At 54.9% G+C, this 23,787-nt stretch carries 19 protein-coding genes; 12 read left to right on the plus strand and 7 right to left on the minus strand.

Annotation, left to right across the window (positions count from 1 at the left end; all coding sequences use genetic code 11):
• Positions 1 to 132 precede the first annotated feature (132 nt).
• Positions 133 to 825 (plus strand): ImmA/IrrE family metallo-endopeptidase, encoded by a 693-nt coding sequence (locus tag RYB66_RS13655; RefSeq protein ID WP_005777170.1) that lies wholly within the window; start codon positions 133 to 135, stop codon positions 823 to 825.
• Positions 826 to 1,281: 456 nt separating this feature from the next.
• Here RYB66_RS13655 and RYB66_RS13660 read toward each other — a convergent pair whose 3' ends face one another.
• Positions 1,282 to 2,193: a GNAT family N-acetyltransferase gene (locus RYB66_RS13660; RefSeq protein WP_316894985.1), complete on the minus strand. Its 912-nt coding sequence runs from the start codon at positions 2,191 to 2,193 to the stop codon at positions 1,282 to 1,284.
• Between the two features lie 122 nt (positions 2,194 to 2,315).
• Here RYB66_RS13660 and RYB66_RS13665 point away from each other — a divergent pair, with 122 nt between their 5' ends.
• Entirely contained in the window at positions 2,316 to 3,737 is a 1,422-nt protein-coding gene (locus tag RYB66_RS13665) for a PLP-dependent aminotransferase family protein (RefSeq protein ID WP_005777167.1), read from the plus strand.
• Between the two features lie 458 nt (positions 3,738 to 4,195).
• On the opposite strand, the gene RYB66_RS13670 is transcribed toward RYB66_RS13665, so the two are convergent.
• Entirely contained in the window at positions 4,196 to 5,215 is a 1,020-nt protein-coding gene (locus tag RYB66_RS13670; RefSeq protein WP_039847380.1) for a hypothetical protein, read from the minus strand.
• 669 nt (positions 5,216 to 5,884) lie between these two features.
• On the opposite strand from RYB66_RS13670, the gene RYB66_RS13675 reads away from it, so the two are divergent.
• From RYB66_RS13675 to RYB66_RS13715, 9 genes are all read left to right on the plus strand, one after another.
• Entirely contained in the window at positions 5,885 to 6,175 is a 291-nt protein-coding gene (locus RYB66_RS13675; protein ID WP_005743709.1) for a hypothetical protein, read from the plus strand.
• A gap of 799 nt (positions 6,176 to 6,974) precedes the next feature.
• Positions 6,975 to 8,123: a UDP-4-amino-4-deoxy-L-arabinose aminotransferase gene (gene arnB / locus RYB66_RS13680; protein WP_005743711.1), complete on the plus strand. Its 1,149-nt coding sequence runs from the start codon at positions 6,975 to 6,977 to the stop codon at positions 8,121 to 8,123.
• Positions 8,120 to 9,133, plus strand: a complete 1,014-nt coding sequence (arnC, locus tag RYB66_RS13685) for an undecaprenyl-phosphate 4-deoxy-4-formamido-L-arabinose transferase (protein WP_005743713.1) — start codon at positions 8,120 to 8,122, stop codon at positions 9,131 to 9,133. The genes arnB and arnC overlap by 4 nt, the downstream gene beginning before the upstream one ends.
• The gene (gene arnA, locus RYB66_RS13690) at positions 9,130 to 11,121 is read left to right on the plus strand and encodes a bifunctional UDP-4-amino-4-deoxy-L-arabinose formyltransferase/UDP-glucuronic acid oxidase ArnA (protein ID WP_316886073.1); all 1,992 of its coding nucleotides are present in this window, start codon (positions 9,130 to 9,132) and stop codon (positions 11,119 to 11,121) included. The genes arnC and arnA overlap by 4 nt, the downstream gene beginning before the upstream one ends.
• Positions 11,121 to 12,002 carry a 4-deoxy-4-formamido-L-arabinose-phosphoundecaprenol deformylase gene (arnD, locus tag RYB66_RS13695; protein WP_002553514.1) on the plus strand — a complete coding sequence of 294 codons (882 nt, stop codon included), beginning with the start codon at positions 11,121 to 11,123 and terminating at the stop codon, positions 12,000 to 12,002. The genes arnA and arnD overlap by 1 nt, the downstream gene beginning before the upstream one ends.
• The gene (gene arnT / locus RYB66_RS13700) at positions 12,002 to 13,651 is read left to right on the plus strand and encodes a lipid IV(A) 4-amino-4-deoxy-L-arabinosyltransferase (protein WP_005743715.1); all 1,650 of its coding nucleotides are present in this window, start codon (positions 12,002 to 12,004) and stop codon (positions 13,649 to 13,651) included. Before arnD ends, arnT begins: the two co-directional genes overlap by 1 nt.
• Positions 13,648 to 13,992: a 4-amino-4-deoxy-L-arabinose-phosphoundecaprenol flippase subunit ArnE gene (gene arnE / locus RYB66_RS13705; protein WP_005743716.1), complete on the plus strand. Its 345-nt coding sequence runs from the start codon at positions 13,648 to 13,650 to the stop codon at positions 13,990 to 13,992. The genes arnT and arnE overlap by 4 nt, the downstream gene beginning before the upstream one ends.
• A gap of 26 nt (positions 13,993 to 14,018) precedes the next feature.
• Positions 14,019 to 14,423: a 4-amino-4-deoxy-L-arabinose-phosphoundecaprenol flippase subunit ArnF gene (arnF, locus tag RYB66_RS13710; protein ID WP_005777154.1), complete on the plus strand. Its 405-nt coding sequence runs from the start codon at positions 14,019 to 14,021 to the stop codon at positions 14,421 to 14,423.
• Entirely contained in the window at positions 14,401 to 15,795 is a 1,395-nt protein-coding gene (locus RYB66_RS13715) for a UDP-glucose dehydrogenase family protein (protein ID WP_005743718.1), read from the plus strand. The genes arnF and RYB66_RS13715 overlap by 23 nt, the downstream gene beginning before the upstream one ends.
• Positions 15,796 to 15,829: 34 nt before the next feature.
• On the opposite strand, the gene RYB66_RS13720 is transcribed toward RYB66_RS13715, so the two are convergent.
• Both RYB66_RS13720 and RYB66_RS13725 read right to left on the minus strand, forming a co-directional pair.
• Positions 15,830 to 17,317, minus strand: a complete 1,488-nt coding sequence (locus RYB66_RS13720) for an ArnT family glycosyltransferase (RefSeq protein ID WP_316894621.1) — start codon at positions 17,315 to 17,317, stop codon at positions 15,830 to 15,832.
• A 182-nt stretch (positions 17,318 to 17,499) separates the two neighbouring features.
• The gene (locus tag RYB66_RS13725; RefSeq protein WP_223886834.1) at positions 17,500 to 18,180 is read right to left on the minus strand and encodes a histidine phosphatase family protein; all 681 of its coding nucleotides are present in this window, start codon (positions 18,178 to 18,180) and stop codon (positions 17,500 to 17,502) included.
• Positions 18,181 to 18,439: 259 nt separating this feature from the next.
• Here RYB66_RS13725 and RYB66_RS13730 point away from each other — a divergent pair, with 259 nt between their 5' ends.
• Positions 18,440 to 19,243: a phosphatase PAP2 family protein gene (locus RYB66_RS13730; protein WP_316894624.1), complete on the plus strand. Its 804-nt coding sequence runs from the start codon at positions 18,440 to 18,442 to the stop codon at positions 19,241 to 19,243.
• A gap of 262 nt (positions 19,244 to 19,505) precedes the next feature.
• Here RYB66_RS13730 and RYB66_RS13735 read toward each other — a convergent pair whose 3' ends face one another.
• From RYB66_RS13735 to RYB66_RS13745, 3 genes are all read right to left on the minus strand, one after another.
• Positions 19,506 to 20,525 carry a hypothetical protein gene (locus RYB66_RS13735; protein WP_316894626.1) on the minus strand — a complete coding sequence of 340 codons (1,020 nt, stop codon included), beginning with the start codon at positions 20,523 to 20,525 and terminating at the stop codon, positions 19,506 to 19,508.
• 373 nt (positions 20,526 to 20,898) lie between these two features.
• Positions 20,899 to 22,503: a hybrid sensor histidine kinase/response regulator gene (locus tag RYB66_RS13740; protein WP_005777149.1), complete on the minus strand. Its 1,605-nt coding sequence runs from the start codon at positions 22,501 to 22,503 to the stop codon at positions 20,899 to 20,901.
• Between the two features lie 126 nt (positions 22,504 to 22,629).
• Positions 22,630 to 23,787, minus strand: a complete 1,158-nt coding sequence (locus tag RYB66_RS13745) for a beta-glucosidase (RefSeq protein ID WP_316894628.1) — start codon at positions 23,785 to 23,787, stop codon at positions 22,630 to 22,632.

Raw genomic sequence — 23,787 nt, forward strand, 5'->3', positions numbered from 1 at the left:
GAAATCACCTTATTTCTTGTGCCAAACCCCTCCACCGTTCATCTGAAAACCCATTTTGTGGTTTAGCCATATATTGAAACCACTACATATTGGGCTAAATTGTTTTTGAAAGCCTACATGTGGTGTTCTGCCATGAACGAAGCTTCAATCGAGAAAGCAGCTACTGACCTGCTAGTGCAGATTTACCGTGATCGCCGGTACCTGTGGCCAGATCAAGAAATCCCACCGATGATGATGCGCAGCCCCCGGATCGCCGCCATGGTCTGCGGCTACGACTATCACGAATATCCCACCCTGGGAGACACCCAGTTCAACCGGCATAAAACCGGTACTCGCATTGCAGGCCTGATTGACCGTCAATCCAATAAGATCGCTGTCGCGACCGAGTTTGGTGACAAAGTTCAGCTCTTCACGGGGGCCCATGAAGTCGGCCATCTTGTTTTGCATGAGGACACCGTCATGCATCGCGACCGCGCGTTTGATGGCAGCCCGTTGCAAACACCACGTGCACCCGCAGAGCGACAAGCCGATCGCTTCGCGGCCTGCTTCCTCATGCCTCAAAAGCTGGTGAAGGAACGCTTCGAATTTATGTTCTGCTGCAAGGGACAGCTGCGCTTCAGCGACGTGATTGCCTATCACCTCGACCCCAACAATCCGGATCGACTCCTCTACGCCCCAAAAGAGTCGGGAGAACGTGAACTGGCTCTAGCGCGATGCACCCGCTTCAACAACCAGAACCTGGTGTCACTTGCCCAGCAATTCGGCGTCTCGGATTCGGCGATGGCCATCCGGCTCAAGGAACTGGAGTTGGTGCGGTGGCCATAAGGCGGGCAGGGGTCAAAGCATGCAAGTAGAGGCATCCCTGGACGCGACCTGCATCCAGGCTGTTACTTGAATGGGCGCTGATTGAATGCCGGTAGCAATTCCAATATGGCCTGATTTAGTTCTGCAAAGATGAAGAAGCGACGGTGACGCAGGGCTGCCAGCAGCTAGATCTACTGCACAACCTTGATGGATTACCGCCCAAGGCATATCAGATTTACCGACAAATCAACCGGCATCTGCAGGGCTATCCGCTTCTGATTCGGCCAATGCTCTTACGGGCCGAGGCGTAGTACCGATGTCGAGAAAAAGCGCGGGGGCAATGGGGCGGTAAGCGCTCTGGTGCAGACCGTCCCGTGCAGCTAGCCGCAGAGCCGTTAGCTACCATGCCAGTTTCGGTAACCTGCGTGGCTTCGATGCTGCGCGTGACTCGCAGGCACCGAGACGCAGGCCTTTTCGTTAACCGATCTCTAGTGTCAACATGCCAAAGATTTTTGCGAGTGGTAGATCTGGGGCAGTCCCTCGGTACATTCTGGCAGTCTCGAATAGGGGTGTGAGCTCATAACTCTCTGCGAGAAGAGTGCCAACCTTGTTAGGTTGTGGGACATCAAGAATCACGGATGCACCATCAGCCCATGCAACAAGCGAACAGAAAATGGATTCCGCTATAAATTCGTTCTGAGCAGATAATGGGCCAATCTTATAACCGCTCTCAGCTGGTCGGATTGCACCGAAACCTTTAACCACACCCTCCTCGACGTAGGCAACAGAGTAAGACGAGTGCTTGAGAAGCCAGTGTCGAAGAAAAGTCTCTCGACTGGCTGGAAAAAACGACCAGTCATAGTCCAATACCCGATCAATAAGTTCTTCGCCAATGCTTTGTACACAAGGATTATTAGACTTCAAAACCTGCGGGATCCCGGCATAACGCGTGGTCTTGAAAGCCATTTCAAAGCCTGAGCGCGCGTAGTTCCCCTGCTGAGCAACAACCGCATCCAAACCTACTGTCCTACCTTCGAGAGAGGTCATTGCGGCTTTCCAGAGTGGATAACCCATGCCCTTTCCACGTAAATCCTCTCTGACAATATATAGGCCCACAAAGCCTATGGTATCGCCGTATTTGACAGCGGAGATAGCCGCGACGGGATCATCGTTCAAGCAGGCAACGAACAACCCCGTGGGATCTGCGACCTGAAAAGCCCTTCCATCGTTAAGGCCCAAATTCCATCCTTCCTCAGATGTCCATTGAATGACTTTATCTAGGTCGCTTGGCTGCATCGGGCGAATGGATAGCCCATTTGGTGTGTGTGTTGTCATATCGGTCTGACCGTAGAAATTGAATCGTGGATAAGGGGGGGAAGCTTTTTCCACACTCAAGCCGACGCTTGGACGGGGTGTATCAGCTCCAGGCGGAAATCTTAAGAAGAGGAGACAAATCAATACAGAGTCAGATAGAGTGAAAAGATACCAATACAGGGGGGGGGGGAGAGTCGATGCTGCGCTATATGGCCCTTGCTGAGTCGCTGCGTACCCAGATCGAGCGAGGCTGGTTGAGGCCTGGCGAGCGCATTCCATCAATTCGTGAGCTAGCCACCAACCATGGTGTCAGCACTGCCACTGCGGTTCAGGCATGTCATCAGCTGGAAAAAGAAGGGTTGATCTTGGCTCGGCAGCGCATGGGATTTTTTGTATGCAGCTCCACACCGTCCGTCACCTTCAAAACGCCCTCTGCACGTGAGCCAGCGTTTATCAGCAACCCTGCATTGCGAGAAATGCGTTTCATCGATGCAAGTGCAGACGTATTACCTCTGCATTACGCTCGTCCTGCCGCCGCACTATTACCTGATGCAGCTATTGCTGCTGCTCTTTCGAGATGCTTACGCAGACAGCGGAGCAGCGCTCTGGACTACTCGCCCCCTCAGGGGCATGGCCCGCTACGACGTCAAATAGCCCAGCGTTACGTGAACCTTGGAGCCCAAGTGGAGGCGGAAGAGATCATCGTAACTGCAGGCGCTATGGAGGCCATCTCATTAGCGTTGCGTGCCACTACTTCTCCTGGGGACTTGGTATTGGTCGAATCCCCTGCCTATCAGGGCATCTTGCAAACACTCGCCGCCTTGAACCTAAGGGTCGTCGAGTTTCCTCAGGATCCTGTCGGTGGGATCCATATGGCGCGCTTGGAGGCAATCCTTGCAGAAGAGCCCGTTCGGCTAGCACTTGTTGTACCGAACTTCTCCAATCCCTCTGGCCGCCTGCTTGATGATGCGACTAAACAGCAACTGCTTTCAGCGTGCCAGCGGCACGGCACTATAATTTTGGAAGACGATGTTTACGGTGAGTTAGCGTGGGACGACAGCCGCCCATCTCCATTACGGCGCTGGGACTCAGGTAGCAACGTGATTACCTGTAGTTCATTCTCCAAATTTTTAGCACCTGGATTACGAGTTGGCTGGATTGTAGGGGGGCGCTGGACAGAAGAATTAAGCAGGGCAAAATACTTCTCCACCATCGGCAATACCGCGCTTCCCCAGCTCGCAATCAGCGACTACCTTGGGCGCCACGATCTTGAGCGCGGACTGCGAAGACTACGCCGGGAGTTGGCAGAAACCTCGCTTCGTATGCGTGATGCAATCAGCCGTTATTGGCCTAAGGAAACACTTACAAGCCAGCCGCGTGGAGGACTGTCGTTGTGGATTCAGTTACCTGCCGGAGGCGACGCTCAGCAGTTATTCAACACGTCGCTGGATAATGGCATTGGAATCGCGCCAGGGCCCCTTTTCTCAAGCAACGGTAGCTACGGTGATCATTTACGCCTGACTTGCGGCTTGCCATGGGGTGAGCGGCTCGCCCAAGGAATGATTAGTTTGGGGAAGCTTGTGCACGAGAACGTTACCAATAACAGGACAAGCATCTGATCAGTCGATAGTCAGTATGAATTCCCTCTGGCTTCATTGAGACTCTCGGGCCTCATGGATGTGTCTATCCATCGATTGTTAGACCGACTGCTTTTGGCCGAGGCAGTGTAAAAGCGTTTTCGGGCGCGCCAGGTACTTAAGACCAGACTGAAATCCGCGCACCTAGGCTGAATCTACATCTGCTGTCGTGCCGACAATTTTCATATATTACGTAGGTGCGCGCACTTCAATTTTGGCGATGCTTTTTTACAAACTCTGGGCCGATAGCTGCCCGTCATCCTCGATAGCTATCGGCCAGAAGCGGTTCTCATTCCAACAGAGGGGCCAGGAAATTTCGACGTCCGCTGCCTATGGCTTGGTAGGGCAGGATCGTCGGCGCAGTGGATCACAACCGCTGGATTGGCTAGGAAAAACCTGCGGATCGGATGACGCACAATCAATGGAATCGGTTGCCACGATCACCGGGAGTACACAGGTACAGGCTTGCGACTAACCAACATAACCGTCAAACCGCGAATCTTCTCCGAGGCGCTGGAGATCTCTGGATCATCAGACCCAGCTGCGCTGTCAGCCAAAGCGTCTCTGATGGAAACAAGGATGCGTCCGAGCGCTTTGGGATAGTAAGAACTCCGATCATCTTTGGGAAAAATTGGAATCGATGGGAGAGGGTGGAGCGGATCAATATTCAGGTAACGCAGGTAACGACCAAAGACTTCATCGAAATGGGGTGACAGCGGCAGCCAGCCATCCTTGGCTGAGCGAAGCTCAACCCAACGTCCGTCCGACCTACGATTGAACTGATCGAGAAGTCCGGGAGACCTGGCGTTTCCCATGACGCTCCAGAGCCGGCGGCCTGAGTATCTAGCCATGATCAGGTACATCTCAATTATTCGGAATTCATGCACGCCGATGAAATTTGGAAGCGACTTTAAGACCCATTCCAGCTCAGCATCGGTCAAGAAACCGATCGCCTTGGGTTGCTTGAAAGCAAGATCAGCAAGGGGCTGCGCGGCAACGTTTTCACGTGAGGCTGAAGTATCCTTGAGGTAGAAATCCAGAAACTGCGTCGCGCATCGAATCTCTCGCTTCCACACATTTTTCTCGATTTCGCCGTCATCACCAATTGATCTGGAATCAAGGAACGGACGCCAGATTGGGTTTATAGGCCATCCCTCAAATGCGACGCCGGGTTCCTGCACGAAGCGAGCCTGTTGGCCGTACACAGTCCAAGCTTTTGGCGGGTTGAGCACAAACTCTGCGTAGTTCTCAAAGTCTTTGCGGCGCCAGTCAACGAGCGATAGGCCATGAGCAAAGCTCCAATTGAGCATTTTCTCCAGACCCATAATGCAGCTGTGGTACTGGCGGTGAGGATTTTCTGCTCCCCAATTGTGAGCAATCCAATTCACATACCTGTCGACGTACCAGAGGTTGATGAAGGGATGGGCTGCCGGGTCTATCTGGGCTAACCGATCAGCCACAGCCAGATTCGTAGGAAAGGATCGAAGCTGATTTGGTCTCCAGTAAACGTAGGGAGGGAAAATCGGGAATGGGATGAACGGCCGAGTCATGACAGAACCAGGGGGCTAGAATGAGTGATGGCTCCTTTAACCTGTAGCAGAAAGCTGCAGCATTGCCATGGTGGATGTCGTGGTCGAATGGGGTTCAGGGTCGAGTGGGGTCAACCGGAGGTTAGTGAAGGGACATGCGCAGAGATAGGATTATGAATGGAACCCAAGCTTTTGAATTTCTGGGAAACGGGGGTTTGTGGGGATTTGACCGGAGGTATGTGGGATTGGACATTAGGTTGCTGGTAGGAGTTACAAATAGATACAATTTAACATAATATACATTATGCGTACCTACACGTACATCCTTGGTGAGCCTTGGCCACCAGATTTGAAGCCCGCGAACTGCCTCCTGTGTATTTCAAGAACGTGTAAATCGAAGCCCCTCACACTTCAGTGTCCGACCCATGTGCAGCGTAAATTTCAACACATCGTGATCGACTGTTTGAGACGATCCACAATGACGGACCGAGACATTGCGCCTGGCTCACGTACCCAAGTCAGCACTCGAATTCAAAACGTTTTGCGGTAAAGTGTCCGTCCGACGGTACCAACGCCTGCTAAACCTGAAATCAAGGACTGATGATGAAACGGATAATAGCGACTCTGATTGCCTGCATAAGCTCACCAGCATGGGCTGTAGATCCCGCGACCCTGCCAATGGTCGTGCAGATGCAAAAAGCTGCAAATGCAGCGACATGCGAGTCATATAAAGGCGATACATCGCCGCTGGGCAAGGCTGTTAACAAACAGTGCCGGAACCGAGCCAAAGCTGAGTTTGAAGACATGCAAGACGAAAAGCCGCTAAGGGACTGCATCAAGCCAGGCAACGTTATAGACGATGATGTGCGCAAGTGTATGAAAGGAATGTAACAGCATGGCCAAAACCAATCCTGTAGCCTGATGACCTGATAGGTGATAAATATGACAGTTCCGAGGTTTGGAACAGCAACCCTCGCCCATTTATACTTATGCAACAAGCCATATCCTATATAACTCAACTAAACAGACATTTAGTTGAGTTATATAGGTGACCCGATAATGCCTGATCCTCCACGCCTCCGTTCGCTCCACTAACTGATCTGAGCAAACTGTCAGACGCACTGCCGACAGCCGTAAGGCAGCCTACCGCCGCATAGGCCCAATCATCCCGATCTGAGCATCCGGGCACTCAAGCTGCTGCCTGCAGCCAGCCATATAAATTCGCATTCCGGTCATGAAAGCTTCATTAAATTTCAATGGCATTGTCATACGTAACGTCACTTATAAACGTCCACAATTAGCATGACCAAGCTGAACTCAAGCTGTCTGTCTGCGATTACCTAAATGAAAGCTGAACACCACATTAATAATTCTACATATTGTCATGACGACATTGTTATCCCCATATAACTCACCCTACCCTATGGCTGACAAGCGCTGCAATGCGCTACAAAAAACCAACGGCGTCTGGACAATATTTTGATGTTTGAGCCCCTATCTTCGCGACACTTGCTTTCGTCAGCAGGCCGTTTCTGGTGTGCAGCGAGTGTGCCCATACACATAGCGCCACTTGCAGCCGCTACCGGTATTCCCGTCCTGGCAGCTCGTTATTGATGCACGCCTATGTTTGGGTACCCGTGTTATGCGTTTTTTATGTATTGGCTATGAAACGTAAAGTGGAAAAATATCTATGAGCCAGGCTTTTCTTGCTTTTTCACGGCCTTCCATAGGCGATGAAGAAGTTGCTGCGGTGACTCGTGTGCTGCGTTCCGGGTGGATCACAACCGGGCCGGAATGTCAGAAGCTTGAGGAGCAATTTGCGGCTCGGTTTGGCGCGCAACATTCGGTTGCGTTGTCGTCTGCTACCGGGGCGATGCATGTTGCGCTACTGGCACTGGGGGTCGGACCTGGCGATGAAGTGATTACGCCTTCGCAGACCTGGGTGTCGACGGCCAACATGATTTGCCTGCTGGGGGCCACTCCGGTTTTTGTCGACGTCGACCGTGGCACTCTGATGAGCAGCGCCGCGCTCATTGAGCAAGCCATCACGCCACGAACCAAAGCGATCGTGCCGGTGCATTACGCTGGCGCCGCATTCGATCTCGACCCGCTTTATGCGCTGGCAGATCGGTACGGGATTACGGTGATAGAAGACGCTGCCCATGCGACCGGAACCGCTTACAAGGGTCGTCCGATTGGCAACCAGGGCACCGCGATATTTTCATTTCACGCGATCAAGAACATGACCTGTGCCGAAGGTGCAATGTTCGTCACTGACAATGCACAACTGGCTGATCGGGTGCGCCAACTTAAATTTCATGGTCTGGGTGTCGACGCCTACGACCGGCTGACGCTGGGTCGCAAACCCCAGGCAGAAGTCATGGAGCCAGGCTTCAAATACAATCTGGCCGACCTGAATGCGAGTATCGCCCTGGTCCAGTTGCAACGCCTTGACGCAATCAATGCAAAGCGTCAGGCGCTCGCCAGCCACTATCTCGAACGGCTGGCCTCGAACCCGGTCCTGCCCCTCGCCCTGCCCCGCTACGCCCAGCATCACGCCTGGCACTTGTTCATTCTGCGCATTGATCCCGAGCGCTGCGGGCTGGATCGCGACGCGTTCATGAAGGCCTTGCAGGCTCAAAACATCGGCACCGGCATCCACTTCATAGCGACTCACCTGCACAGCTATTACCGCAAACGTTTCCCTGACGTCTGCCTGCCAGACACCGAATGGAATTCATCAAGGCTTTGCTCTATCCCCCTGTTCCCTGACATGACGCTGGATGATGTCGAGCGGGTTGTCAGTGCCATTGAATCGACCGTGGAATCCAGCCATTGAGACCCTACCCAATCAAGTTTGTGTCGATTGTCATCCCTGTCTACAACGAGCGCCAGAGCTTGCCCGAGTTGCTACGGCGTACTGAAGCGGCCTGTAAACAATTGAATCACCGCTTCGAAATCGTGCTGGTGGATGACGGCAGTCGCGACGACTCGGCAGAGATTCTTCAGCAGGCCGCCGAGCGCAGCGCCAGCCCCTTCGTTGCGGTGATTCTGAATCGTAACTACGGTCAGCACGCAGCGATTATGGCTGGGTTCGAGCAATGCAAAGGTGATGTGGTGATCACCCTCGACGCTGATCTGCAGAACCCTCCCGAGGAAATTCCCCGGCTGGTGGCGCTTGCAGAGCAGGGATATGACGTTGTCGGCACAGTGCGCAGCAATCGTCAGGACTCCGCATGGCGACGTTGGCCATCAAAGATCATCAACGTGGCAGTACAGCGTTCCACCGGCGTGGCTATGAGTGATTACGGCTGCATGCTGCGCGCGTACCGGCGCACGATTGTCGATGCAATGCTGGCCTGCCGGGAGCGCAGCACCTTCATTCCGATTTTGGCTAACAGTTTTGCGCGGCACACGACGGAGGTATTGGTCGATCACGCTGAACGTGAACATGGCGACTCGAAATACAGCCCCATGCGCCTGGTCAACCTCATGTTTGACCTGATCACCTGCATGACCACTACGCCCTTGCGCCTGCTCAGCATTATCGGCTTCAGCATGGCGCTGCTCGGTGTGCTGTTCGCTGCGTTACTGATCATTCTGCGTCTGATCTTCGGTGCGCCATGGGCCGGTGACGGCACGTTCGTGCTGTTTGCGGTGTTGTTCGTATTCACCGGAGGGCAGTTCATCGGTATGGGATTACTGGGTGAATACCTGGGCCGAATGTACAGCGATGTCCGCGCGCGCCCGCGCTTCTTCATTGAAAAAGTCGTGCGCAGCTCGTCCGAAGTTGTCAGCGAAAGCGTCGATTCCTCTGTAACTCCCTATATGAACAAGGTTGCGCCATGAGCCCTAAAGCTGTCGTTTTCGCCTATCACGATATTGGCTGTGTCGGCCTGCAAGCGCTGCTGGGCGCAGGTTATGAAATTGCTGCAGTTTTCACTCACGCCGACGACCCCAAGGAAAAAACCTTCTTCGGTTCCGTGGCTCAGCTGTGCGCGCGACATGGCATTCCCGTACATGCTCCTGAGGACCCTAATCATCCTTTGTGGGTAGAACGCATCGGTAAACTGGCCCCTGACTTCATCTTTTCCTTCTATTACCGCCAACTTCTCGGTGATCCGTTACTGGCCTGCGCGAAAAAAGGCGCATTGAATCTGCATGGCTCGCTGTTACCACGCTATCGCGGGCGAGCACCGGCGAACTGGGTGCTGGTCAACGGCGAAAGCGAAACCGGCGTGACCTTGCATCAGATGGTCAAACGCGCCGATGCAGGGCCAATAGTCGCTCAGCAACGCGTCTCGATCAGTTCCACCGATACGGCCTTGACGCTCCACGGCAAACTGCGTGAAGCCGCCGCTGACCTGCTTAGTGAAACGCTACCGCTGCTTGCCCTCGGGCAACTTTCAGGCACGCCGCAGGACGAAACCCTTGCAAGCTGTTTCGGTCGCCGCACCCCGGCCGACGGTTTGATCGACTGGTCGCTTCCGGCCATTCAACTGTACAACCTGATACGGGCAGTCACGCAGCCCTACCCTGGCGCATTTTGCGCGGTAGGCGAAAACAAGTTGATTGTCTGGGCCGCCAGTGCCGAAGCAGGCAACAACGGCGAAGCACCCGGCACGGTCATCAGTCACGACCCATTGCGTATCGCCTGCGGTGAGGGCTCGCTGGTGATCAACGCAGGGCAGCGCGGCGACAACGGCTTGTACCTCAGTGGCGCACAACTGGCTCGCGAGTTCGGGCTGGTGGAAGGCTCGCAACTGCTCGATACAGAAAAGCGCCGCCCGGCCCGCCGTACCCGCGTGCTGATCCTCGGCGTCAACGGTTTCATCGGCAATCATCTGTCAGAACGCCTGTTGCAGGACGATCGTTACGACATCTACGGCATGGACATCGGTTCAGACGCCATTGAGCGCCTGCGAACCAAGCCGAACTTTCACTTTATCGAAGGCGACATCAGCATCCACACCGAGTGGATCGAGTATCACATCAAGAAATGCGATGTGGTGCTGCCATTGGTGGCCATCGCTACACCGATTGAATACACCCGCAACCCGTTGCGAGTGTTTGAGCTGGATTTCGAAGAAAACCTGAAGATCGTCCGTTACTGCGTGAAGTACACCAAGCGGGTGATCTTCCCGTCAACGTCCGAAGTCTATGGTATGTGCCAGGACGCAAGCTTCAACGAAGACACATCGAACCTTATCGTTGGCCCGATCAACAAGCAGCGCTGGATCTACTCGGTGTCCAAGCAACTGCTGGACCGCGTGATCTGGGCCTATGGTCAGAAAGGCCTGCAATTCACCCTGTTTCGCCCGTTCAACTGGATGGGCCCACGCCTGGACCGACTGGACTCGGCGCGTATCGGCAGTTCTCGGGCCATCACCCAACTGATTTTGCACTTGGTGGAAGGTACGCCGATTCGGCTGGTGGACGGCGGGGCCCAGAAGCGCTGTTTCACCGATGTCGCCGACGGTATCGAGGCGCTGGCGCGGATTATCGAAAATCGTGATGGGCGCTGTAATGGTCAGATCATCAACATCGGTAACCCCGACAATGAAGCCAGCATTCGCCAATTGGGTGAAGAGCTGCTGCGCCAGTTCGAAGCGCACCCGTTGCGCGGCAACTTCCCGCCATTCGCAGGCTTTCGCGAAGTAGAAAGCCAGTCCTTTTATGGCAAGGGTTATCAGGATGTCAGCCATCGCAAACCGAGTATCGACAACGCCCGACAGTTGATTGGCTGGACACCAGGTATCGAGCTGAGCGAAACGATTGGCAAAACCCTGGACTTCTTCCTTCGCGAAGCCATGGCTGAAAAGGCGGATATGCGCTGATGCAGGCAGGCTTAAGAATCGATGTCGACACATATAGGGGCACCCGTGAAGGCGTGCCGAGGTTGCTGGACATACTCGATGAAGCTCAGGTCAAGGCGACGTTCTTTTTCAGCGTCGGCCCCGACAACATGGGACGTCACCTGTGGCGTCTCGCACGGCCCACGTTTTTCTGGAAGATGCTTCGCTCCAGAGCAGCAAGCCTGTATGGCTGGGATATTCTGCTGGCGGGTACGGCGTGGCCGGGCAAGCCGATAGGACGTGACCTTGGCCCGTTGATGCGTCGCGCTCTGGATGCAGGCCACGAGGTCGGCCTGCATGCATGGGATCACCATGGCTGGCAAGCCAATGCCGGACGCTGGAACGATCGCCAGTTGACCGCGCAAATACACCGTGGGGTCGACTGCCTGAGCGACATTTTAGGCAACCCGGTGATCTGCTCCGCAGCAGCGGGCTGGCGTGCCGACCAGCATGTCGTGCAGGCCAAGCAGGCGTTTGGCTTCCGCTACAACAGCGACTGTCGCGGCGCTACCCTGTTTCGCCCGTTATTGGCTGATGGCAGACTCGGCACGCCGCAGATCCCGGTGGACTTGCCGACCTTCGACGAGGTGGTCGGCCCACAGCTCCAGCCAGGGGCCTTCAACGAATACATCCTCAACCGCTTCGCTGCGCAACGGCTCAACGTCTACACCATTCATGCTGAAGTCGAAGGCATTGTCATGGCGGACGGCTTCAGGCAGCTTTTAAGGCAGGCCGATGCACGGGAAATCGAGTTCAACCCGCTGGGCCAGCTGCTGCCGGAATCCATCGAGCAACTGCCTTGCGGACAAGTTGTTCGCGGTCACCTGCCCGGTCGCGAAGGCTGGCTGGGGGTGCAACAGTGATGCACTCCAGATACCGTGATGGCGCACTCCTGTTAGCGGCATTCTTGCTGGCCTACCTGCTACCACTGGGTTTCCATGGTTTGTGGATTCCCGATGAAACCCGTTATGCCCAGATAAGCCAGGAAATGCTTCACAGCGGCAACTGGATCGCGCCGCACTTCATGGGCTTGCGTTACTTTGAAAAACCGGCTGCCGGTTACTGGCTGATTGCCTTGGGCCAGGCGGTGTTTGGCGAGAACCTGTTCGGCGTGCGCATTGCTTCGGCGATAAGCACCGGTTTAAGTGTCTTGCTGGCCTACATGCTGGCGGGAAAGATCTGGCGCGACCCGCGCAAAAGCTTCGCCAGCGCACTGCTGTTCATGAGTTTCGGTTTCGTCGCCGGCCAAGCCGGTTACAGCAATCTCGACCCGCAATTCACCCTCTGGACCAACTTGACGCTGGTAGCGTTCTGGTACGCCGTGCACAGCATCGGCCGAGCCCGCCTGCTAGCCTGGACGTTGGTCGGCGTAGCCTGCGGCATGGGGTTCATGACCAAGGGCTTTCTCGCCTGGGCGTTGCCGGTCATCATCACCCTGCCCTACATGCTATGGCAAAGCCGCCTGACTGAACTGCTCAGGTTCGGCCCGCTTGCAGTGGTGATTGCCATTGCAGTCTGTCTGCCGTGGGCGCTGGCGGTACACCAGCAAGAGCCCGATTACTGGCGTTACTTTTTCTGGCACGAGCACATTCGCCGATTTGCCGGGGACAATGCGCAGCATGCCCAACCCTGGTGGTTCTACCTGCCTCTACTGATCGCGGCTTGCCTGCCTTGGGCGCTGCTGCTGCCCGTGACGTTGAAGCAAGCCTGGCAACAGAAAAACAGGCCCGACACCGCCTTCCTGCTGCTATGGCTGGTCCTGCCGCTGGCATTTCTGAGCCTGAGCAAAGGCAAGTTGCCGACCTACATACTGCCTTGCCTGCTGCCGCTGGCATTGCTCATGGCTGACGCTCTGGTCGAACGTCTCAATCAAGGCCGTGGCACGGCGTTGCGCGTTAACGGAATAGTTAACGCAGCATTGACCTTTCTCGGGCTTTTAGCGCTGATCTACGTGCAGTTGAAACAGCCCGTGTACGAAAACGAACCGATGCACTTGTTGCTGGCGATCATCGTACTTACCGGATGGACACTCACCAACGCCCTGCAAGGCATCCGCCCTTTGACCTTCTGGGCTCTGCCAGCGGTGGGAAGCTGGTTGCTGATCGTATTGCTGCCTGCGGCACTACCAAACGACGTGGTGTACAACAAGACTCCCGACCAGTTTGTCGCCAGGCATCAAACGGAGCTGGCAGCCTGTACACATTTGCTGAGCAATGATCTGGGCGCTGCTTCTGCCATGTCGTGGCGCCTGAAACGACCGGACATCGCGCTTTTCAATACTTGGGGCGAGCTTGAATACGGCCTGGGTTATCCGGATGTACAGGGCCGCCAAGTCCGTCTGCAGGACATCGACGCCTGGATTACAAAAGCCCGAAGCGAAGGCAGGGTCGGCGTGATCATGCGTGGCAAGAGTGATGATGAGCTGGAGGAGCTTGAAATGCTTCCCAAGGACGGCCAGCGTTACGACGAAGGCAACCTGGCCATCCTCATTTATGAGAAGTCAGCGTTATGACCTGGCTGATGCTCCTGAGCGCATGCCTGCTGACGTGCCTGGGCCAAATCGCACAAAAGTACGCAGTGGAAGGCTGGCGCGGGACATTTCCCGGCGTATTTGCTGCACTGCGTTCAATATGGCTGTGGCTGGCGATTGCCTGCCTCGGGCTGGGTCTGCTGGTCTGGCTGTTGGTGCTGCAACGCATGGATGTAGGCATCGCGTACCCCATGCTGGGCCTCAACTTCGTGCTGATCACCCTGGCGGGACGCTATGTTTTCAAAGAGCCGGTTGACCCACAGCACTGGCTTGGTATTGCGCTGATCCTTGTCGGCGTATTTCAGCTGGGACGCCAGGCATGACCCGCCGTAGCGCAACGATGTACGCCATGACCAGTGTTGTACTGGTCAGTTCGGCGCAATTGGGCATGCGCTGGGGCATGAGCCGCCTCCCCTCGCCTGGGCAATGGCTCGACCTGCAGGATATCGGGCAGGCTCAGTCCAGTGCCGTCGCCGTCATCTGCGCCTCGATCACAGCCTATGCACTCTCCATGCTTTTCTGGCTGCTGGCGCTGCGTGATTTGCCCCTCAGCCGTGCCTATTCGCTCCTCAGTATCAGCTATGCACTGGTTTATACGCTGGCTGCAACCCTGCCATTTTTCCATGAGACGTTCACGGTATCGAAAACTGTGGGTGTCACGCTGATTGTGGCAGGTGTCTTGACCATCAACCTGCGGCGCATCTCCAGCCCGTCACTTCAGGATCTTCCCCATGAGAATCAGCGTTTTCGGTAGCGGATATGTAGGTCTGGTACAAGCGACCGTACTTGCCGAAGTCGGCCATGATGTTGTCTGTATGGACATTGACCAGGCCAAAATCGATCAACTGCGTCAGGGTCAGGTACACATTTACGAGCCTGGACTGGCCAATCTCGTGCGTGACAATCTGGATCATGAACGTCTGCACTTCACCACCGACGAGCGACTGGCGGTGGAGCATGCCGAGGTGCTGTTCATCGCGGTTGGCACGCCCTCCCGAGCAGATGGCTCGGCCGATCTCGGCGGTTTTTTTGCGGTAGGCGAAGCCATTGCCCGGCATCGCTGCGAGCCGCTGATCATCGTCGAGAAGTCCACCGTGCCGGTCGGCAGTGGCGACGCCTTGCGAGGCCATATCGACAAGGTATTGCGTCAGGCCGGTCGCCTGTTGCAGTTCGATATAGTGTCCAACCCCGAGTTTCTCAAGGAAGGCTCGGCGGTCAACGATTGCCGGCGCCCGGACCGGATTGTCATCGGCTGCGAAAATGAAGCGGTGCGCAAAGTCATGCGCGAGCTGTATGCACCGTTCAACCGCAACCATGACCGCATCATGTTCATGGACCTGCGCAGCGCCGAACTGACCAAGTACGCCGCCAACTGCATGCTGGCGACCAAAATCAGTTTCATCAACCAGATCGCCGAGCTGGCAGAACATCTGGGCGCAGACGTTGAGTCCGTAAGGCTGGGCATCGGTGCCGACTCACGCATTGGTTATGACTTCATCTACCCCGGTTGCGGCTATGGCGGCTCATGCTTCGGCAAGGACATTCGCGCCTTGATTCACAGCGCCAGAGAGGCGCATTGCTCCAACGATCTGCTGTCTGTAGTCGAAGCAATTAATGAGCGGCAGAAGAACAAGCTGTTCGAGCGGGTCAATGCGTTCTACCAGGGCGACCTGCGCGGCAAGACGTTTGCCTTATGGGGGCTGGCGTTCAAACCCAATACCGACGATATGCGCGACGCTCCCAGCCGCATGCTCATGGAAGCACTGTGGGAAGCCGGGGCCAGCGTGCGGGCATTCGACCCCGAGGCCATGCAGGAAACCCAACGCATATATGGGCATCGCAAGGACCTGATTCTAATGGGAACACCTGAGTCCGTTCTCAACGATGCCGATGCGCTGATCATCTGCACCGAGTGGCAACAGTTCAAAGCCCCGGATTTCGAGCTGATACAGCAGCGGCTGAATGCACCGATCATCTTCGACGGCCGGAATCTGTATGACACCGAACGGCTGGCAAAGCGCGGCTTTCACTACTTCCCCATTGGTCGTGGTGAATCGTGCGATCTGCCAATCCCGCAGAAACGGTGGACACCCTATGACCAGTTAACCAGCAGTCAGGCCATATGAATGGCCCTGCTCCACCCGCCGTACAGAGGGGCTGTCAGTTACTGACAGCCCCTGCCCCTGGTGCCTGACTGACGAAATAGTAGACACGATCCCCGACCTTTACGCTGTCAACAATCTGCAGAGGCGGTTCGGGTGGCTGCATGCTTTCCATCACAGCGACATTGCCGTCAGCGCTGGTAAGAAAACCAGTCAATTCAGAGTTACTATTGAGTGTTTTCAGAAGGCTCTGACTATAGAACACGCTGGCCCCCGCCAGCCGTTCGCTGGGCTGGAACAAGGCAACCTGCCGTCCCTGCACCTGCAGGGTATGGACTTTGTCGGTCAGCGGCAGAAATGACAACTGCCTGTCGGCTTGTGGCGCGAGCCATAGGGCTGCACTTAGATAGCTCACTACAACCAGCACAACGCCTGCAGCCATGAGCGCCTTTCCATTCCTCACGATAGACGCCGCAAAAAATGAGCGTCCCGACCGAGCCTGCAATCGCTCACCCAGAACAAAAGCATATTCCGCAGCAATCACTGCCGCAGCAGGTGCCAGCGACATCAGATAAACCATGCGTTTACTGGAGGCCAGCGACAACAGCAGGAACTGCGCGCCCAACCACAGGGCGAAGAACAGCAGATAACGATTGGCCATTAACCGCTTTCGAAAATGCCACAACCCCAGATAAACCAGGATATTCCATGGCAAAAATGCTTCAAGCAGTTTTGTCAGGTAGTAATAGGCAGGTTCGTAGTGCCCCGCCTCTTCGAAGGAACCACTGAAGCGTCCAACGCTGTTGGTCCACAGCACGTCCTTCAATGACTGCGTGCCACCCTGTCCGTACAGGAAACACAGCCACACGAGCAGCGGAATCAGAGCCACAAGGGTGAGCATTGCCGGGCGCAACCAGTGAGCAATAACAATGCGTTTGTTCCGCACTGACTCGCAACCAAGCCAGGCGAAAATCACCACGCCCGGCATTGCCAGCCCCAGCACGCCCTTGCTCAGGGTCGCCAGTGTGATACCCAGCGTGAACAGCAACCAGGGCCCTGTAGAGAGCCCATTACCACGCAGGCGATTACTGGCATGGAAGAATGCCAGCAAGGCGGTGGTTACCCCCAACGCCAGCAAGGCATCCTCGCCCACTTGCCGCGAATTGCTCCAGAAGCTGGCCTGGGTCGCCAGCATGAAAGCAGCCACCCAGGCCACGGATGCCGGCCGGCCGAAACGCCGCAGCATGGTGTAAAGCAGCAACACGCTGAGCAGGCCGGCGCAGGCAGAAGCCAGTCTCAACGCCCATGGGGCAGGACCGAACACCCGAATAGCCGCCGCATCCAGCCACACACTCATCGGCGGTTTTTCCAGGAAAGGCTGGTTGTTCAATTTCGGCGTAATCCAGTTGCCACTCAAGTGCATTTCCATGGCGATGCCAGCCACGCGCGGCTCCGTCGAATTTTGCAACTGGTGATTTCCCAGTGCGAGAAAAAACAGCAAGACACACAGCAGCAACAGCAATGGCGAACGCGCACGAGACGTCATCAAGGAAGATACCGGTTTGATGAGAAAGAGGATACCGACAGGCACAGGGCATTAAATTATAAACAGTGAGTTGTTGAATAATTGTTGAACAGCTCTTAAACACTTTTCACGCCTGCACAACCCAAGACTCACCCTTGTGTATAAATAAACAGAAATTTGACAACGCGAAAATACACCTGGGTTCAATGCCACAGCAGATGAAGCCGGGAAAGTTGCGTCCAGTCCTCCGGGTTTATAACCCCTCGGATAACCGCTTTACCCCGACTGTCGAGCGAAATGAAAAGCGCACTGTCGTACTCGCTGGTGGCTGCATGAGGATACCCATGCAGGCTTTCCAGCTGACCGATACAACCGCTGTGCGTCACCAGAATCAGATTTCGATTCAGAGACTTGTGCGCCATGACCTCATTCAGCATCGTCTCATCACAGTTGTACAACCATTCCTGGGCCTCCACCGGATGGCCAAACATGGCTTGTGCAGTCTGGGCGGTGCGGGTCAAGGGGCTGGTTATTACATCGGTGTGTGCAAGCCCGAGTTCGCTGAACGACCGGCCGACATCTGTCGAAACGGAACTGCCGTAGCGAGTGATGCCGTCGTTTGCACCAAGGCACTCGTTGCTGGAGCGGTCGCAGCGTTCGCCGTGGCGAACCAGTACCATCACATCACCTTTGTTCCAGCTGGCATACAAACCGGACATGGCCAGATTCTCGCCCTGAACAAGCCGAACTGGCGAACGCGGCCAATAGGTGTACCCCGTCAACACGAGCAAGGAAATCACAATGGCGGCCGCCATCAGAACAGCGTTTATCCTGCCGCTCAGAAGCGAAGATGCCCTGAACGCGGATTTACCATAACTTTTCATCAAGTTGCCCCGCATGCCTGCCTGTTCAATGGACAGCCGAACACGCTGGCTCTGTCCTTATAAGGCCGCCAGCTTGATCAAGGACGCGTCATCGTCGGGTCAATAACATGTGAAAAAAATGCCAAAGCTGAATGAAACGGTTTTCATGAAACTCCCGCTAGGAATTGAACAGGTGGCTACGTATATTCTGCCTCGCAGAAGACTTGCGCACATCGATATGAACTCTCAAACCACGCAAATGACTACGGAATAAAAAAGAGTGCAAAGCGAAAAATCAAGATTCTATGCGTGGAACTTCGGCGTGCCGATGGCAATAGCGCTGTTGACCTTTGTCGTTTTTGATCTTACTTCGCTCGACGAAGCGATCAGCAACTGGCTGTACTACCCGCTTCAGGTATTTCCGTTTGAGCATGACCGCCTATTTGAAAATCTGACCCACCGCTGGCCCAGGATCATTCCCGACTGGACGGGAGAAGCCGCAGTGATCGGGCTGTTGCTGTCCTTTATATGGCCACTGCTGAAACCCGGGCGCAATGACCGAATGATTGGCCTGCTGGAAACTGCTCGGGTAGCGCCATTGTTACGCTTCACTGCTCGTCACCGTCGTGACCTGCTGTTTGTCGTGGTCTCTTTCGCGGTGATCACCGGCATGATCCACTTTTTCAAAAGTCACACGAGCATTTACTGCCCTGTGGAAACCACTCTGTATGGCGGCACAATGGAGAAAAAGGAGTGGTTCGAAAACTTCAGGCTGTTCCATGAAGCGGGCGCGGGTCGTTGCTGGCCAGGAGGTCATGCCTCGGGTGGTTTTACCATGGTGGCATTGTATTTCGTTGCACGCCGTTACTGCTGGCGCCACGCCAAGGCAATCCTCTACGCATCGACCGTACTGGGTGCAATCTACGGCACCACGCGAGTGGTTCAAGGTTGGCATTTCATGTCCCACACGTTCTGGGCTGGTGTGATTGTCTGGCTCAGTGCGCTGCTTACCGCGCTCGCTTTTTATGGCTGGCGGCAGTTGGCACAACCGCTTGAAACCAGAACGGATAAACCACTCAGCTGAATCTGACGGACTCATTGTCCGCATCCTGCGTTGAGATTGAATATATATCCGGCAGAATGCTGTTAGAGTATTTGCTCTTTGAAAGTTGCCCTGTTACCAGCTGTAGAGCCTCACGATGATGAGGTAAAAGATTGAGGGATGGACTTTACCAACGTGTAGCCGAGGAGGATCTTCACCAACCTGATATCGAACGGCTGAAATAAAAACGGGGAGCGATTAACGCTCCCCGTCTGGTACTTCAGTTCAGTCTTGCTGCATTAGATCAGACAGCAGCAACAACTTTGGCTGGCGGCTGAGTACGACGACCCAGTACACCGGCACCTGCTGCTACCAGACCCGAGATCACCAGAGTGATCAGCAGAATCCAGGCACCTTGCGAAACACGTTTGGCGGTCACTTCAGCCGCTTCACGGGCTTTCTGTTCTGCCTGAGCTTTCAGCTCCTGATACTTGGCATAAGCCTGGCGATAGCTGGCCTGAGCCTGATCGACGATCTGATTGGCTTCGGCATCAGTCTTGTTGCCACGCGCCTTGATCAGATTAACCAGCGCCTGACGGTCAGCAGCATCCCACGCCTGGTCACCTTTGGCTTTGATGCGGTCCATCAGGCCACCCAATTGCTCATCGGCTTGCTGAGGATTTTGTGCACTTTGTTTGGCAGTGTTCTGGGCATCTTCCTGGGTTGCCTGAGCTTCCTGCTTGACGTTGTCAGGGTTCAGCTCTGCTTTACCGGTCTGGCGCATGGCTGTTTCAATTTCACCCTGGATATCGTCCAGATTGAAATCAATACCCTGAGCGCGCAACTGATCCTGAATCTTGCCGCCGACGGCCGGCGCTATCTGAGCAATACCGCTGCCCAGTGCCGACATACCGCTGCCTGCCAGATTAAGGCCACCACGCACGACACCTGTTACCGCACTGGACACCAGATAGACAGTGATCAGCGATACGCTCGCCCATACCAGAAGACCATGAAAAGCGCCTTCACGCTGAGCCAGACGGCCAGCCGCCCAACCACCGACAAACAGCGAGATGACCGAGCTGACAACAACCCAGATACCCGCACCTGTACCAATTCCGGACAACGGATTGGCTTCCTGCATTGGATCAATACTGGCACTTCCAATGGCCGTGCCCAACAGGTTCAACAACAGCGAAACAACCATGGCCAATACAACACCGGCCAGAATAGCGCTCCAGGAAATTCGTTTAAGCAGAGGAGCCATGGCATGCGTGTCTTGATACACAGGGGAGCCTGGAGCGATGCGGTCGTCGCGAATCATAATAAGAGTCCTTTGAGTCATTGGCAGTGAACGCTGAAATGTGTGGCGTACACTTTAATGACCCGGGCGACGTTCAAGAAGTTTAAAACTTTTATAGACTTTTTTTCAGGCCTGCAAAACCACATAAAAAGGCGACGAACAGTGATCTCTATCAATGGAACGGAAGGAGACGACTATGCTCCACACGCTTTACAACTTCCCGGCCTCATTATCTGCTTTATTTTATAAGTGAAGTTGTCTGATGTCTGTTAATGCTCGACAGGCATTAACAATCACCGGCACTTCATAAAGCACAGTCAACAGTGGGTATAACCACACACTCATCGGCCTGACCGAGAACAGTCAGGCCTTCAGGTCTTCGTTAGCGGAACAATCAAGCGATACCGTTAGGTCCGTCCAGCACCTGCCTGACCTTCCGGGCAAGGTCTTGAGGCATGCAGGGCTTGGATACCACATCAAACTCGGAACCACCGATATCAGTTCGTTCGATCGAGCTTTCAGCATAGCCGGTGGTCAGCAGCACCTTGATCTTCGGGTACCTGCGCCTCACTTCCCGCGCGAGCATCACGCCGTTCATGCCGCCCGGCATGATCAGGTCAGTGAACAGCAAATCATACCTGCTGCCGGATTCGAATTTCTTCAGTGCTTCACGAGCGTTGAGTACGATTTCGCAGATATAGCCATAGTCATCCAGCACCATCTTCGCCAGCTCGGCGACGTCGGGCCGGTCCTCGACAATCAGAATCCGCTCGCAGCTGCCAATGCGTCTGTCGACAGCTTTCGGTGGCTCCGCATGGGTCAGCATTGCCTCGTCTACCGGAAAATACAGACGCAGCGTTGTGCCAACACCTTCTTCGGTATAGATTCGCGCCGCGCCGCCCGACTGTTTGGCAAAGCCATAGACCATCGAAAGACCGAGCCCTGAACCCTTGCCCTCTTCCTTGGTGGTAAAAAACGGGTCCATTACGCGGTCACGAATACTCGATGGCATGCCAATGCCATTGTCCGTTATGGCAATACTGACGTAGCGGCCAGGCAGCAAGCCGTCATAGGACATGTTGGCCAACTCATCGACGACCAGATTGCGGGTTTCAATGGATATTTTCGGGTCAGGCCTGCCGATCAACGCATCCCTGGCGTTGATGAAGATATTTAGCAAGGCAACTTCTGCCTGGGTCGGGTCGATACGGCAGTTCTTCAATGCCGGATCCAGATCGGTTTCGATCGTCACGTGCGGCCCGAACGTACGCTCGATCAAGGGCTCTGTGCTGGAAACCAGGCCATTGAGGTTGAGCACCCGTCCCTGCAGTTTTTGTTTACGGGCAAATGCCAGTAATTGCTTGGTCAGCGTACTCGCGCGTTCGACAGCAGACTTGGCGTGATGAACGCTGCGCTGGACACGCTGCACATCAATAGTGGGCTTCTCTGCAGCGCTACCGATCAAATCAATATAGCCCCCCATGACTTGAAGCAGGTTATTGAAGTCATGGGCGATGCCTCCGGTAAGCTGCCCCAGGGCTTCCATTTTCTGCGCCTGACGCAAGGCATCCTCAGCATCCCGACGTCGACTGATATCCAGTTGCGACGCAAAGAAATAGATCAGGTCTCCGGCATCGTTATAAACCGGAGAAATAAACAAGGCATTCCAGAACGTAGAACCGTCCTTGCGGTAATTGAGAATTTCAGTGGAGATATCGACACGCTCGTCAATCGCTTCACGAATGGACTGCACCACGGCCCGATCCGTTTCCGGCCCCTGAAGAAACCGGCAGTTGGTACCGATGATTTCTTCTGACGAATAGCCCGTCATTTCCAGAAACGCGCGATTGGAAAAAATGATCGGGTTGTCCGCACGGTTGGGGTCCGTCACGATCATTGGCATCCGTGTCGTTTCCACCGCCGCAAAAAAGATATCTTTTCCCTGATGCTGGATATCTCCCGTTGCAGCATTGTCGACACGGGCTTTTTCTTCCGACACTCCAGAAACTCCACACATATTGGTTGGGTGTAATACACGTTCTCAAAGCTAGGACTGGCGGAGCCTTGAAAGGGTTCTCAGATTTTGGACAAAAAACGAATTATATTCATATGAGGGGCTAAACACTCAAAAAGCGTTCACGCCGAGAGCCGATTTTTCGTCCTTTTGTCGAATGAGAGCCGCAAATTCACTCGCACTCTCGCGTAACGCCACCTGCAAAGGGTGAAAGGAGGCCCGTTTGCCCTGCCCGTCTGCATAACCCAACAGGCCTGTCGGGCAGTATCGGGCGTCGTCCCAGCCCGGATAATCGAGAATGGGGTACCAGCAGATGCCTTCTACCGGTAAGCCTGCCCTGACAGCCTTGCTGACCTCGGCACAAATGTAATTGAACCAGGGCAAACGCTGAACATCTTCGGCACCGGTTTCAGAAATCAATATCGATCTTGCGTACCGTGTATGCAGCTCGCTCAACATGCCCTGAAAAGGCCTGTATTGCGGGTCGTCCTGAGTGAGCTTTCGACCCTTGAATTGCCATTGGTTATGGGGGTAGAAGTTGACGCCCAACACATCCAGATACTCGGATCGGCCGCCCAGCCCAGGCAATTGCCGCCCGGATAAAAGATCCCAGGCTTCAAACTGCGCTTGCCTATAGCACTCTGCTGCCGCTATTTGCGCACTACCGCGCGTAGCCGGTACGACATGAATCAATGGTTCGGCCTGAATAAAACGCGCGCCTGGCTCTATTGCACGTATCGCCTCTATTGCCGCAATGCTGGCCCGGACCAGTTGCTGTTTGAGTTCCATGCCGCGCTGCCGACTACCGGGGTTGAAATAAGCAACTTCACCTCCCGCCCAGCTCCAGAACGAAATTTCATTGATTGGCGAATAAAAAGGGGCGGTCTCCCCTTCTTCTTTGACTACCTGAGCCACTGCAGCGGCAAAACGCGCAAAGCGCTCGACAAACTCCGGCCGCCAGATATCCAGATCATCAGGATAACCGTAATGGCATAAGTCCCAGATAACCTGAGTGCCCTGACGCCGCGCGGCTCGTAACATGGGCAGAAAACTGCTCCAGTCGTAACAGTTCGGGCTGGTTTCAATCAGGTGCCAGCGCATACCGTCACGCACGGTACGTATTCCGTGCTCCGCCATTGCGGCAAAATCTTCCGGTGCCCAACGGTCGTGCCCAGTGGAGCCAAGCAGATCGAGTCGCACGCCGTCGCGTCGTCGATGGCTGGCACACTCGAATCCGCCTATGAAGAAGCTGTCAAACAGACCGCCCAT

The organism is Pseudomonas syringae group sp. 243L2, from assembly GCF_032587875.1.
GTDB lineage: Bacteria > Pseudomonadota > Gammaproteobacteria > Pseudomonadales > Pseudomonadaceae > Aquipseudomonas > Aquipseudomonas amygdali.